We start from the raw sequence: 13,336 nt of genomic DNA on the forward strand, positions 1-13,336 counted from the left end.
AGTCAGTTCACGCACGTCTCAATTGGAAACACATGCGGCACCCCCAGGAGTTATCCGTCGCGCAGATCACCACCGTCCTGGCCCAGGCGTACGACGTGCACGCCGAACAGGTCGTGCAGCGGCCGGCCGGTGCCGATGCCGGTGCCACCGTGTATCAAATCGTCGCCCAGGACGGCGGACGCTGGTGGCTGAAGTGCCGTCGCTATGCGGTGGGCGATGCCGTCTGGAACGTGCTGCAGTACCTGCGTAGCGAGTTGCAGCTGACTGAAGTCGCCGCCCCCCAGAACACCTGCAACGGCGCACCGGCCGTACTCGCCGACGGCCTGCAATGGACCCTGTTCCCCTACATTGAAGGCCAATCCGGCTTTGAAGCCGCGCTCTCACGTGAGCAGTGGCAGCGGCTGGGGCAAGTGCTGCGCAGCGTGCACGAGGCCGAGGTGCCCGCCGCGCTGCTGGCTCCCTTGGCCCAGCCGCAACTGGAAGAGGAGCCTGCGGTGGAGCGGGTGGGAGCCTGGCTGCTCAACGGTGACACCCACTGGACGGTTTCCGATCCGCTGGCCGAGCGCTTCCGCCAATGCTGGCGTCTGTACCGGCCCCTGATCGCCGATGTCTGGCAGCGCTGCGTCAAGCTGCGCGCGCGGCTGGCCGGGCAACCGGCGAGCAAGGTGCTTTGCCACGGCGACGTACACGCCGGCAATGTCCTGCTGCGCCCGGACGGCGGCCTGTGCCTGATCGACTGGGACGGCATGCTGCGCGCCCCGCGCGAGTGCGACCTGATGTTCATCGGAGCCGGCGTCGGCGGCCGCTGGGGCCGCGACGACCCGCCCGGCTTTGCCGAAGGCTACGGTCCGGTCACGCTCGACCCGGTAAGGCTGGCCTGCTACCGTCACTGGCGCATCCTGCACGACATCCAGGAGTTCCACGACCTGCTGCTGGAGCCGGGCGCGGCGGCACGACCACCCAGCCAGCGGTTGCAGGCACTGCGTTACATGCAGGATCAGTTCGCCCCGAACAACGTAGTAGACGCCGCCGCCCGCAGCTGGGCCGCGGTCAGCGCGGCCCCATAGTGACGCGCCATGCGCGTCATCGCGGTGCCAAATGACATCAGAGACCAAGGAGGGCAGTGCATGAAGTTGTCAGCCATTCTTCTCGCAGCGTTCCTCCTCATCAGCGGCAACGCATCCAGCGCCGAAGAGCGCCCAGACCCCACCCTGCAACAGATATTCGACCACTGGCTGTCCGCCTACAACAGCGGTGAACTCCAGCGCCTGCAGTCAGTAATCTCCACCTACAAGATGGAACACAGCGCGCAGCGCGACATGGAGCTGCGCAGCTCCATGGGGCCATGGCGGCTGCTGGAAATGAGGTCGAACACGCCCTCCATGGCCGAAGCCATCGTCAACGTTGAATCCAGCGAACGCTCGCTGCTGGTGACCGTCAAGGTCGACGCCGCTGATCCCGCCGACGTCAGCTTTTTCCAGATCGAAGGCGTCGAGACACCCACCGCGTATCTTCCGAGTCGCCTTTCACTTCGCGAGCTGAGAGCTGCAGCGAACGAGCGCCTGGATGCACTGGTGGTTTCCGATGTGTTATCGGGTGCACTGCTTGTCTCAGAGCGCGGCAGGGTGGTCTACCAGTGGTGGGGTGGGCTGGCAGATCGTCAGGCGACGCTGGCCATCACGCCGGAGACGCGATTCCGCATTGCGTCGTTGAACAAGATGTTCACTGCCGTGGCCGTGCTTCAGCTGGTGCAGGACGGCAAGCTGTCATTGAACGACAGCATCCGTCGCCATCTTCCCGACTACCCGGACCCAGCCATCGCCGAGTCGATCATGATCCGCCAGCTGCTCAACCACACCAGCGGGCTGGGTGACATCTTCGGCGATGACTTCAGCAGCTACTCGCAGAGGCTGAAGACTCATTCGGACTACATCGGACATTTCGGGAAGCGGGCACCCGACCACGCACCCGGAGTCCAGGACGGGTATTCGAACTACGGCTATGTGGTGCTGGGTGCGATCATCGAGGCGGTGAGCGGGCAGTCCTATTACGACTATATCCAGAAGCACATCTACGCTCCGGCGGGCATGACCTCTACCGGGTCGGAGCCCGAGTCCAGTCTCGTGGTTGGACGGGGAGTGCCGTATACGAAGGTGGATGGCCAATGGAAGGTCGAGTCCGCGTCATTGCCCTGGCGTGGCACAGCGGCAGGTGGTGGCTACAGCACGATCGGCGACCTGCAGCGGTTTGGTGACGCGCTGTTGCGAGGTGATCTGGTCTCCCCCGCGCTGCTGGATCAGGCCACTTCGCCGCAGAATCACAAGCAGTGGTACGGATACGGGTTCATGGTCAGTGGTAATGGTACCGCACGTCAGTTCGGACACGAAGGCGGGGCGTCGGGTGCCAATGCCGCTTTCGTGGTGATCCCGAGCAGGCAGTATGTTGTCATTGGACTCAGCAACAACGACCCTGACGCGATGGAGAATGCAGTTAACTTCCTCGCGCGGCGGCTGCCGCTGGAGTAGGCGGTGTCCGCGATGAAGCCGCTCTGGCGTGTGCTTGTCGCCGTGTCGGTGCTGTGTGGTGTGACTTCGACGTGGCTGCTTTTCACCAGCGGTGCCGGCGCAGGGATGCTCGCGGCGGCACAGTTGTTCGTGCTGGGTGCACTTGCTGCAGGGGGAAGCGCCGGGGTTGCGGCTGTCTTGGGTGACACCCGCAAACAATGCACCGGGATTGCACTCCTGGCTGGTTACGGACTGGCGTTGCTGGCATTCCTGCTTGGAATAGGCAACGTCCGGTAGTGACGCGCCATGCGCGTCATCGCACCGCGATCAATGCGACGAAACAAATCCAGACCCTCCCGGCGTAGCCGGCACAGAAAATGCCTCGCGCATGCGCTTCACCTCCCGCCCAGGCGTCAATCCGAACAACCGCTTGAACTCCCGGTTGAACTGCGACGTGCTCTCATACCCCACCGCATGGCAGGCAGCGGCAGCGGTCATTCCTTCGCGCACCATCAGCAGACGCGCCTGATGCAGGCGCGTGGACTTCAGGTACTGCATGGGCGAAGCGCACGTTACAGCTTTGAAATGGCTGTAGAAGGAAGGTGCACTCATGCCGGCCTCATCTGCGAGCTGCGCCACAGTCAACGGCTGCGCATATGCCGCGTGCAGGTACTGCAATGCCTTGCCGATGCGGCCGAAGTGGCCCTGATGCGCAAGCGCGGCGCGCAACGTGTGGCCCTGCGGCCCGGTGAGCACGCGGTAGTAGAGCTCGCGTAGCAGGCCTGGGCCCAGCACAGCAGCGTCCATCGGATTCGCCAGCGCCTGCAGCAGCCGCTGTACGGCCTGGTGCAACGGAGCATCGATCGGACTGGACATCATGCTTTGCGGTACTGCATTCGACCGTGGACCGCCGTGGCGGTCAATCTCCAGCATCAATTCGGCCGCCAGTGGAAACTGCAGATGCAGGTAAACGGCCAGCAAAGGCTCGTCTGCGCTTGCGTCGGTTTCCATGGTGAACGGAACCGGCACCGAAACGGCCAGGTACTGATGGGCGTCGTACACATAGGTCTGTTGACCGAAGTACCCGCGCTTGCGGCCTTGGCAGACGATCACAATGCCCGGGTCGTACAGCACCGGGGCCCTTGCCAGCGGTCGGTCTGAGCGCAGCAGGCGCACGCTGTCCAATGCTGTCTGGGTGTAGCCCTCGTGCGGAGCCAGCGCCTGCACCAGCGGAGCCAGGGGCAGCAGGTCTCCAGACATGGGGGAGGGCGCTTTCGAGGATGGGCGGATCATAGGAATAGGCAATAGATTGAGTCTGGATGGCCTTATGGCGCGGGTTTGGCATTTCTATTATGCACTCCTCCCCGAATCCCCCGAGGCCAACATGTCACCTTCGAAACTCATTCTTATTACCGGCGTCAGCAGCGGCTTCGGTCGTGCACTGGCAGTGGAAGCGCTTGCCGCCGGGCACCGGGTCGTGGGCACGGTGCGCAACGCGCAAGCGGCGCAGGACTTCGAAGCGCTGGTCCCGGGGCGCGCCTTTGCACGGATGCTGGATGTCACCAACACCGCTGCGATTGCACCGTTGGTGGAGGCGATTGAAGCGTATCTCGGCCCCATATCCGTGCTGGTCAACAATGCCGGCTACGGTCATGAGGGCGTGCTGGAGGAATCCCCGCTGGCAGAAATGCGGCAGCAGTTCGAGGTCAATGTGTTCGGCGCAGTGGCGATGATGCAGGCCGTCCTGCCGCACATGCGCCCGCGTCGCGAGGGACATATCCTCAACATCACCTCGATGGGCGGGTTCATCACCATGCCGGGCATTGCGTACTACTGCGGCAGCAAGTTTGCTTTGGAGGGCATCAGCGAGGCTCTGGGCAAGGAAGTGGCGGCGCTGGGTATCCGGGTGACTGCAGTGGCACCTGGCTCATTCCGTACCGACTGGGGAGGTCGTTCGATGGTGCGCAGTCCGCGCGCGATTGCCGACTATGACGCTTTGTTCGATCCCATTCGCCAGCGGCGGCAGGAGGTCAGTGGGAAGCAGCTGGGCGACCCGCAGAAGGCCGCGCAGGCGATGCTTGCCGTCATCGACAGTCCAGAACCCCCTGTGCATCTGTTGCTGGGCACCGACGCGCTGCAGCTGGTGCATGCAAAGCTGAAAGCCTTGGAGCAGGAACTGCGTGAGTGGGAGTCTCTGACGGTCTCTACCGATGGGGGATCGCCGGAAGGGGCGGTGCGTTAGTCCGGGCCTCAACGGAGGTCAGTTCGCAGGCTGCCCGCAATCTGGGTGCGCCAGCTTGGCTCCACGGCAGCAGCTTCGGCAAAGCGCTGCCATTGGCCCACACTGGCGCGTACCTGCTCCACGATGTCACGCGCTCTTGGTGCGCTGAGTGAAGCGGTGCGAGCGCACGCCGCAAGATCTTCCAGCGTAAAGTCCTCTCGTTTGCCCTGAATCGACATCTGATGGCGCGCGGTCCATTCGCCACTCGGGTTGTATGCCCAGGTGATGTCAAACGCCGGTGACAGCGACCAGCGTCCCTGCCGGTCCATCAGGTAGGCGATGTTCTTGACGTGATCGTCCTGGTTGCGGGCGATTACGTTGAACACCATGCGGCGGTACTGTTCTTCCAGTTGTTCCATCGGCAGATTCAGCTGGCGCATCACCAGTAGCGCTTGTTCATAGCTGTACGCGCTGGCGTCGTTGAAATCGAGGTGGGCGATGGCGGCCAGGGATTGCATGTGATGCTTGTCGCCATTCGCGTCACGGTCAAAGCGACGGGTCATGAAGTGGCGACGTCCTCCTTCCTCCAGCAGGCGGCATTCGCTGATGTTGATGCCCGCTTGGCGTGCCATCATGAAGTACGCGTACTCGACCGCGCCATAACCTTTGGGGTCTGCGAGTTCCTTGTCGCGGTTGTTGCGCACGCCATCGAACTTCAGCAGCCAATAGCCGAAGCCTGCATCTGCCACGGCTTGACCTGAACGCACCTCACCTGTCTTTTCGTTCCAGGCAATCACCGCCTTGGCGCGGGCACCGCCCGCCGACGTGCCAACTCGCAGGATGTCGCGCAGGGCATCGGCGCGGGATTCGTCGCCGAATGAGCCGCGCAGGTTATCGCGGTGGCTCAGTACTTCACTGGCCAGGGCCACCAACGCGTCGATCTGGATTCGCTGGGCCGTTCGGACACGCGGCCCGTGTACAGGTGCGAACTCGAGCGCGCCCATGCCTCGAGTGCCGGTGTAGCACAGGCGCTCTATGGCGTTGAAACTCTGCGGGGTACGCCCCTGGGTTGCGAGCCAGGCGTCGATCAGCGTGTTGCCGTACTTGTCGGGCAAGGCGTCGGCTAGAAGTCCAGGCAGACCGTGAAAACTGTTCGTTGCCAGATCAGGGAAGCGATAGGTCCGGCGCGCTGCCAAGGGCATCATCAGTGGTGCGACTTCGATACCTGAGTTGGCAAACTCCGGGTCATAGGCGAAGTCGGCCACACGTGCGCCGTTGGCCAAGCTGACAGCACCGATGCGGCTGCCCCACAGGCGCACTTCGGCGGTGGTGCTCACTTCTGGTCACCCCATACCCAAGGCGTCGGCGGTGGCTCGGCGACTGAAGGTCGCGCCCTCTGTCGTGTTTGCCCACGCCGTTCCAGCAGGTCGATGGGGTTGGGAGCATCTGGCGGCAACAGCGCATCCAATGCGGTCAGCTGCCCCAGCACCCGCAGACAGCGGATCAGGTTGACGAGCTGGGCAGGAGAGCCATCTTCGAGGCGTTGCACTGTTCGCTTGGAGACGCCGGCGGCTGTGGCGAGCTGCTCCTGGGTCATGTCCTGGGACAAGCGGAGGGTGGCCAGGCGTTGGCCCAGTTCGATGAGGATGGCGTCGTCGGTGCTGGTGGTTTGGATGCGCATAAAGTGACCCTTGTGGCGCTTTATGTCGCATTTCCAAGATAAAGTGTCAAGGATGACGCTTTATGTCGTTTCATGTGTGTTTATTTAAGGCGTCAGATATGTCGCTTTAGGTGCGAAAAGGCTGCCTAAATGGCCATTTGTGACGCTTAACGGGCTGTTTGAATTGGCGAGTCCAGCCACGCTGGGCGTGGCGCTACGGGGATGTCCAGCGCCTCGTGGACACGCATGGCGTGTCCCTACAGGGGTATCCCGCACCGCGTGTGCCGTTACTCCTGATGGGCGGCCTGGGTGGCGGCGTTGGATGCTGCGCGGCGTGCCAGCACCGCCTCGCGGTGGGCGATGTAGGCGTTGGCCCCGAGGATGATGCTGGCCCCGATCACGGTGTACCGATCGATTGTTTCGTTGAACAGCAACCAGCCCAGCAGCGTTACCAGCGGTAGCTGCATGAAGCTGATCGGGGTCAGCGCGGAGACTTCGCCCAGGCGCAGCGCCCGGGTCCAGAGCAGCTGGCCCACGGTGCCCAGCACGCCGGTTGCCGCCAGCCAGACCCAGGCGATGCCGGTCGGCCACACCCAGGTGAACAGTGCCGGCACCAGCGACAGCGGCACCCAGAACACATACGTGTACAGCACCACCGTATCGGCCCCATCCACGCGGGTGAGCTGCTTGATCTGGATCGCCACCAGCGAACTCAACAAGGCGGCCAGCACGGCGACCAGCACGCCGGGCGTGAACGAATCCGCGCCCGGACGCACGATGATCAGCACGCCGATGAAGCCGCATACCACCGCGGCCCAGCGCCGCACGCGCACCACTTCGCCCAGCAGCAACACCGCAGCGATGGTCACGAACAACGGCGTGGCATACGAAAGCGAAATCGCCTGCGAGATCGGCAGATGGCCAATCGCCCAGAACGCACACAGCATAGAAGCGAGCCCGATCACACTGCGCAGCAGGTATCGCGGCAACTGCTGGGTACGAAACACCTTCGGCCCCGAACGCAGCAGCATCGGCAGCAGGGCCACCAAGCCGAACGCGTTGCGGAAGAACGCCACTTCCTGGGTCGGCACGTGCGCGGTGGCATAGCGGATGGCGATGGCCATCAGGCCAAACGCCATCGTGCTTCCCAGCATCAGCAGCGCCGCCCGCATCGGAGTGGGGGCGGGCAGGGCTGGCGGGGCCGGGCTCACCACTGTGCGCCGATCAGGCGCGGCTCGGGTTCAATGGGCACGCCGAACTTCTCCAGCACCGAAGCGGAGATGCGCCGGGCCAGATCCAGCAGTTGGCCGCCGGTAGCGTTGCCGTGGTTCACCAGCACCAACGCATGGCTCGGAGCCACGCCGGCGTCGCCGTCGCGATAGCCCTTCCAGCCGCAGGCTTCGATCATCCACGCAGCAGATACCTTGCGGTGGGTGTCCTGCGCGGCCGGGTACACCGGAATGTCCGGGTACTGCTGCAGCAGCACGTCCACCTGGTCCAGCGGCAGCACCGGGTTCTTGAAGAAGCTGCCGGCGTTACCCAGCACGTCCGGGTCGGGCAGCTTGCGGCGGCGGATCGCGATCACCGCGTTGGCCACATCAGCGGCCACCGGCAGTTCCACGCCCATCGCCTGCATTTCCTCGGCGATGCCGGCATAACCCACGCGCAGGTCGTGCAGCAGCGGCAGTCGCAGTTCAATGGCGGTGATCAGGTAGCGGTCCGGTTCGTGCTTGAACAGACTGTCGCGGTAGCCGAACTGGCAGGCGTCGGCCTCCAGTCGCACCCATGCCTGCTCGGCACGGTCCCACGCTTCCACCGCGTTGATGAATTCATCCACCTGCACGCCATACGCACCGATGTTCTGGATCGGCGCGGCACCGGCGGTGCCGGGAATCAGGGCCAGATTCTCGAGCCCGGAAAGACCATTCTGCAGCGACCACATCACCAGCCCGTGCCAGTTCACGCCGGCCCCGGCGCGCACCACGGTGTGGTCGGCACGGTGTTCCAGCGCGGTGATCTCGCGGTTGGCGAACACCAGCACGGTGCCCGGCACATCGTCGGCAATCAGCACGTTGCTGCCGGCACCCAGCACCAGCAGCGGCTTGCCGGCAACTTCAGGCAGGGCCAGCACTTCCGGCAGCAGGGTGACGTCGTGCAGTTCCAGCAGGCGCTCGGCGCTGGCATCAACGTGGAAGGTGTTCAGCGCCTTCAGCGAGGCGTTCTCGGTCAGCGTCCAGGCGGTCATGGCAGGCATTGCGTCACTCATAGGGGAGCCACCGCGCCACGGCTGGGGGCTTCGCGTCGTCGGCGGATGGCTTCCACGCACTCATGCACCAACGCCGGGCCACGGAAGATCAGGCCGCTGTAGCACTGCACCAGCGCCGCACCGGCGGCCATCTTGGCCACCGCATCAGCACCGGACAGAATGCCGCCCACGCCGATCAGCGGCACCGATTCGGGCAGGCGTGCGCGCAGACGACGCAGCACCAGCGTGCTCTGGCTGATCAGCGGTGCACCGGAAAGGCCGCCGGCTTCCGACGCCAGCGGGCTGCCGGCAATCAGGCTGCGGTCCACCGTGGTGTTGGTGGCAATCACGCCGTCCACGTTCAATTCGCCCAGCACGCGGGCGGCGGCATCAATGTCGCGGTCGCTGAGGTCTGGGGCCACCTTCACCAGCATCGGCACGCGGCGGCCGTGCTGCGCGGCCAGCGCTTCCTGGCTGTCACGCAGCTGCGAGATCAGCTGTCGCAGCGCGGTTTCTTCCTGCAGTTCACGCAGACCGGCGGTGTTCGGCGACGAGATGTTCACCGTGATGTAGTCGGCCAGCGGATACACCTTCTGCAGGCAGTGGTGGTAGTCGTCGAAGGCATTCTCGTTCGGCGTGTCTTTGTTCTTGCCGATGTTGATGCCCAGCAGCCCGGTACGACGGCGGCTGCGTTCCACGTTGCGCACCAGCGCGTCCACGCCCGCATTGTTGAAGCCCATGCGGTTGATGATGGCCTGCTGTTCCGGCAGCCGGAACAGGCGGGGCTTCGGGTTGCCTTCCTGCGGACGCGGGGTGATCGTGCCGATCTCCACGAAGCCAAATCCGAGCGCGAACAGCGCATCGATGTGGTCGCCGTTCTTGTCCAGCCCGGCGGCCAGGCCGACCGGGTTGGGGAAGCGCAGCCCGAACACATTCGTGGGCAGTGGCGCGGAGCGGGCGGCCAGCAGCGGCGTGGTGCCGGTGCGGTAGGCCATGTCCAGCGCGCTCAGGGTCAGGCCGTGGGCGCGTTCGGCATCAAGCGAGAAGAGCAGGGGACGGGCAAGCGAATACATAGGGTCCAGTCAGTCCAGCGTGCCGATGAAGGCACGGGTTTGATACTCGAAGGCAATGCGACCGTCGACCGCGTGTGCGTCGAACAGCTGTTGCAGGGCCACCAGCATCGGCGCGTGGCGCGGATGCTCCGGCGGCGGTGCGTACGAGGAAGAAAGCAGCCGGCCACGCAGGCCGTCGGCGTCCATGTGCTGCACGTTGGGGAAGTTGGCCATGGCACGGAAACCGCTGCCGAACCAGGCTTTCATGGTGGCATCGTCCTGGTAGCGTTCGGCCACTTCGGTGTAATCGGTGCCGAATTCCAGCAGCAGCTGTTCGTAGCCGATCAGGAACGGCGAGGAATCCAGCAGGCGCGAATTCCAGAACACCAGTGCCTGCCCACCCGGATGCAGAATGCGCCGCCATTCCGCGCGCACTGCCTCCATGTCGAACCAGTGGAAGGCCTGCGCCGCGCTGACCAGACCCACGCTGTCGTCGGCCAGGGTGGTCGCTTCGGCGGTGCCGTCCACCAGTTTCAGGCGCAGATAGTCCGGGCTGAGCCAGGCGTCGGCGGCGTTGCGCATGGCCGCATTCGGTTCCACCGCGATCACCGGGTGGCCGGCGGCCAGGAACAGACGGGTGGAGATGCCGGTGCCGGCTCCGATGTCGGCCACCAGCGTTTCGGTGGGCACGCCCATGTCGTGGTGCAGCCAGTCCAGCAGCGCCGGCGGATAGCCCGGCCGGTAGCGGACATAATCCGCGACGCGGTTGCTGAAGCGCTCGGTGGCGTCAGAAGGACTCATGCGCACCTCATGAATAGTTGGGGACCATCCACAGCAGACCGCCAATGAACAGCACGAACAGCAGAATGCCCAGCAGGCACAACCCCACCATCAGGTAGCCCATGATCAGGCCGGCCAGCGCCATGCCGTCGCCTTCCTGAGTGCCCGCGCTGCGGCGGATTTCCCCGCGGGCCATGTGCCCGGTGATGATCGCCACAATGCTGCCCAGCGCGGGCAGGGCGGTCCAGCCCAGAATGCCGGCGATCAGGCTGATCAGGGCCATGGTGTTGGTTTGACGTACGGGCAGGTTCATCCGGGTCCTCCATGGCAGGACCTACATGATAGAGCCTGACTGGGGTTTAGCCCATCAAAACCGCCGGAATTCCGACGCAGGTCTCAGCCCATCAATACCTGACCGCCGTCCACCACCAGGGTCTGGCCGGTGACCCAGCGGGCCAGCGGGGAACACAGGAACAGGGCGGCATCGGCAATCTCTTCCGGTGCGCCGAAGCGACCGAACGGAATCTTGGCCAGCGTGCCGTGATACAGGGCGGGGTCTTCCGTGCGCCGGCGGTCCCACAGGCCGTCCGGGAACTCGATGGAGCCGGGTGCGATGGCATTCACCCGGATGCGGTCCGGTGCCAGACCCAGCGCCTGCGAGGTGGTGTAGTGCATCAGTGCCGCCTTGGCGGCGGCGTAGGGTGCCGCACCGGGGCGCGGCTGCATCCCGGCAATGGAGCCCAGGTTGAGAATGCAGGCATCGGTGGCCTGCCGCAGCCAGGGCAGGGCGAGGCGCGAGGTACGCACGGCGGCCATCAGGTCCACGTTGAGGCTGGCTTCCCAGCCGGCGTCATCGTCGACCATGCCGTAGCCGGTGGCGTTGTTCACCAGTACATCGATGCCGCCCAAGGCGTTGGCGGCGGCTTCCAGCCAGCGCTGGATGTCCTCGGGTTTGCCAAGATCGGCAGGCACGGTGTGGATGTCCATACCGGCCAGCGACGCATCCGCCCGCAGCGCGGCCAACCCGGCCTCGCCACGTGCGCACACCGAAACATGGGCCCCTGCGCGGGCAAAGGCCAGTGCCATGCACCGGCCAATGCCCTTGCTGCCCCCGGCCACCAGAACGCGGCGGCCGGAAAAATCCAGCACGCGCCGGCCATCTATCGCGCCATCGGGGGCGCTGATGGCCCCCGGTAGGTGCCGACCGTTGGTCGGCACATTGCCCGGCACGTTCGCCATCACAGATCGAACTTGATGCCCTGTGCCAGCGGCAGCGAATCCGAATAATTGATGGTGTTGGTCTGGCGGCGCATGTAGACCTTCCATGCATCCGAACCCGACTCACGACCACCGCCGGTGTCCTTCTCGCCGCCAAACGCGCCGCCGATCTCCGCACCCGAGGTGCCGATGTTGACGTTGGCAATGCCGCAGTCCGAACCGGCCGCCGACAGGAAGCGCTCGGCCGCCTTCAGGTTCTGGGTGAAGATCGACGACGACAGGCCCTGCGGCACGCCGTTCTGCATGTCGATGGCTTCGTCCAGCGTGCTGTACTTCATTACGTACAGAATGGGCGCGAAGGTTTCGTGCTGCACCACTTCGTCGCTGTTCTTCAGGCCGGTGACAATCGCCGGCAGCACGAAGTTGCCCGGGCGATCAATACGCGTGCCGCCGGTTTCCACCGTGCCGCCGCTGGCCTTGGCCTTCTCAATCGAGGCCAGGAACTGCTGCACCGCGCTGTCGCTGTTCAGTGGGCCCATCAGGTTGGCGGCGTCGGTCGGGTCGCCGATCTTGCCTTCCACCTGCTTGTACGCCTTCTTCAGCGTGGCCAGCACGTTGTCGTAGATCGATTCGTGCACGATCAGGCGGCGCGTGGTGGTGCAGCGCTGGCCGGCCGTACCGACCGCGCCAAACACGATACCCGGCACGGCCAGCTTCAGGTCGGCGGTTTCGTCCAGGATGATGGCGTTGTTGCCGCCCAGTTCCAGCAGGCAGCGGCCCAGGCGGCGCGCGACCTTTTCGTTCACCGTGCGGCCCACCTGGGTGGAGCCGGTGAAGCTGATCAGTGGAATGCGGCGGTCTTCCACCAGCTTTTCCGACAGCGCGGTGCCGGCGTCGTTGATCAGGAAGAAGATGTCCGGGAAGCCGGCATCGCGCAGCGCTTCATTGCAGATGCGCATCGAGGCAATAGCGGTCAGCGGGGTCTTGTTGGACGGCTTCCAGATGCAGATATCACCGCAGATGGCGGCCAGGAACGAGTTCCACGCCCACACCGCAACCGGGAAGTTGAACGCACTGATGATGCCGACCAGGCCCAGCGGCTGGTACTGCTCATACATGCGGTGGCCCGGGCGCTCGGAATGCATGGTGTAGCCATACAGCATGCGGCTCTGACCCACGGCGAAGTCGGCGATGTCGATCATCTCCTGCACTTCACCGTCGCCTTCCGGCTTGCTCTTGCCCATTTCCAGCGCAACCAGCGAGCCCAGCGCGTCCTTGTTGGCGCGCAGCGCTTCGCCACACAGGCGCACGGCTTCGCCACGGCGCGGGGCCGGGGTGGTGCGCCACACCTTGAAGGCTTCCTGGGCGCGGGCAACCACGGTTTCGTAGTCGGCCTCGGTGGTGGCATGCACCTGGGCGATGGATTCACCCGTGGTCGGGTTCACCGGCGTGATCACCCCGGCGCTGGCCGTGGACCATTCGCCATTGCCAAGGTAGGTGCCAGCGTTGGTTGCATCCAGGCCAAGGGCCTTGAGCAGGGCAGAGGACATGCAAACTCCTGTTGCGTATCGAAATGGGTGCAGACCCACCATTCTATCAGTCTGCTTTGCAGCCCCATGACGCAGCGCCGCACCGCACCTTCCCACGCCTGCACCT

14 protein-coding genes are annotated in these 13,336 nt (G+C 64.7%); 4 read left to right on the plus strand and 10 right to left on the minus strand.

Annotation, left to right across the window (positions count from 1 at the left end):
* The first annotated feature begins 32 nt into the window (after positions 1-32).
* From PDM29_RS15735 to PDM29_RS15745, 3 genes are read left to right on the plus strand one after another with little or no spacing between them, the layout of a single operon-like run.
* Positions 33-1,067, plus strand: a complete 1,035-nt coding sequence (locus PDM29_RS15735) for an aminoglycoside phosphotransferase family protein (protein WP_311191004.1) — start codon at positions 33-35, stop codon at positions 1,065-1,067.
* A 9-nt stretch (positions 1,068-1,076) separates the two neighbouring features.
* Complete coding sequence (locus PDM29_RS15740; RefSeq protein ID WP_311191005.1) at positions 1,077-2,525, plus strand: serine hydrolase; 1,449 nt, start codon at positions 1,077-1,079, stop codon at positions 2,523-2,525.
* A 3-nt stretch (positions 2,526-2,528) separates the two neighbouring features.
* Positions 2,529-2,801: a hypothetical protein gene (locus PDM29_RS15745; RefSeq protein ID WP_311191006.1), complete on the plus strand. Its 273-nt coding sequence runs from the start codon at positions 2,529-2,531 to the stop codon at positions 2,799-2,801.
* Between the two features lie 30 nt (positions 2,802-2,831).
* Here PDM29_RS15745 and PDM29_RS15750 read toward each other — a convergent pair whose 3' ends face one another.
* Positions 2,832-3,764, minus strand: a complete 933-nt coding sequence (locus tag PDM29_RS15750) for an AraC family transcriptional regulator (RefSeq protein ID WP_311191007.1) — start codon at positions 3,762-3,764, stop codon at positions 2,832-2,834.
* Positions 3,765-3,888: 124 nt separating this feature from the next.
* Between PDM29_RS15750 and PDM29_RS15755 the strand changes: the two genes are divergently transcribed.
* Positions 3,889-4,746 carry an oxidoreductase gene (locus PDM29_RS15755; RefSeq protein WP_311191008.1) on the plus strand — a complete coding sequence of 286 codons (858 nt, stop codon included), beginning with the start codon at positions 3,889-3,891 and terminating at the stop codon, positions 4,744-4,746.
* An 8-nt stretch (positions 4,747-4,754) separates the two neighbouring features.
* Here PDM29_RS15755 and PDM29_RS15760 read toward each other — a convergent pair whose 3' ends face one another.
* From PDM29_RS15760 to amaB, 9 genes are all read right to left on the minus strand, one after another.
* Positions 4,755-6,062 (minus strand): type II toxin-antitoxin system HipA family toxin, encoded by a 1,308-nt coding sequence (locus PDM29_RS15760; RefSeq protein ID WP_311191009.1) that lies wholly within the window; start codon positions 6,060-6,062, stop codon positions 4,755-4,757.
* Positions 6,059-6,406 (minus strand): helix-turn-helix domain-containing protein, encoded by a 348-nt coding sequence (locus PDM29_RS15765; protein WP_311191010.1) that lies wholly within the window; start codon positions 6,404-6,406, stop codon positions 6,059-6,061. Before PDM29_RS15765 ends, PDM29_RS15760 begins: the two co-directional genes overlap by 4 nt.
* Before the next feature lie 266 nt (positions 6,407-6,672).
* Positions 6,673-7,557: a DMT family transporter gene (locus tag PDM29_RS15770; protein WP_311193804.1), complete on the minus strand. Its 885-nt coding sequence runs from the start codon at positions 7,555-7,557 to the stop codon at positions 6,673-6,675.
* 35 nt (positions 7,558-7,592) lie between these two features.
* Positions 7,593-8,651 (minus strand): UDP-N-acetylmuramate dehydrogenase, encoded by a 1,059-nt coding sequence (gene murB / locus PDM29_RS15775; protein ID WP_311191011.1) that lies wholly within the window; start codon positions 8,649-8,651, stop codon positions 7,593-7,595.
* Positions 8,648-9,703 (minus strand): quinone-dependent dihydroorotate dehydrogenase, encoded by a 1,056-nt coding sequence (locus PDM29_RS15780; RefSeq protein ID WP_311191012.1) that lies wholly within the window; start codon positions 9,701-9,703, stop codon positions 8,648-8,650. Before PDM29_RS15780 ends, murB begins: the two co-directional genes overlap by 4 nt.
* Before the next feature lie 9 nt (positions 9,704-9,712).
* Entirely contained in the window at positions 9,713-10,483 is a 771-nt protein-coding gene (locus PDM29_RS15785) for a class I SAM-dependent methyltransferase (protein ID WP_311191013.1), read from the minus strand.
* A gap of 7 nt (positions 10,484-10,490) precedes the next feature.
* The gene (locus tag PDM29_RS15790; protein ID WP_311191014.1) at positions 10,491-10,775 is read right to left on the minus strand and encodes a DUF4190 domain-containing protein; all 285 of its coding nucleotides are present in this window, start codon (positions 10,773-10,775) and stop codon (positions 10,491-10,493) included.
* Between the two features lie 83 nt (positions 10,776-10,858).
* A complete protein-coding gene (locus PDM29_RS15795; RefSeq protein ID WP_311191015.1) occupies positions 10,859-11,701 on the minus strand; it encodes an SDR family NAD(P)-dependent oxidoreductase in 843 nt (280 codons plus the stop codon).
* Positions 11,701-13,230, minus strand: a complete 1,530-nt coding sequence (gene amaB / locus PDM29_RS15800) for an L-piperidine-6-carboxylate dehydrogenase (RefSeq protein ID WP_311191016.1) — start codon at positions 13,228-13,230, stop codon at positions 11,701-11,703. The genes PDM29_RS15795 and amaB overlap by 1 nt, the downstream gene beginning before the upstream one ends.
* Positions 13,231-13,336 lie beyond the last annotated feature (106 nt).

The sequence above is a fragment of the Stenotrophomonas oahuensis genome, assembly GCF_031834595.1.
Taxonomy (GTDB): domain Bacteria; phylum Pseudomonadota; class Gammaproteobacteria; order Xanthomonadales; family Xanthomonadaceae; genus Stenotrophomonas; species Stenotrophomonas oahuensis.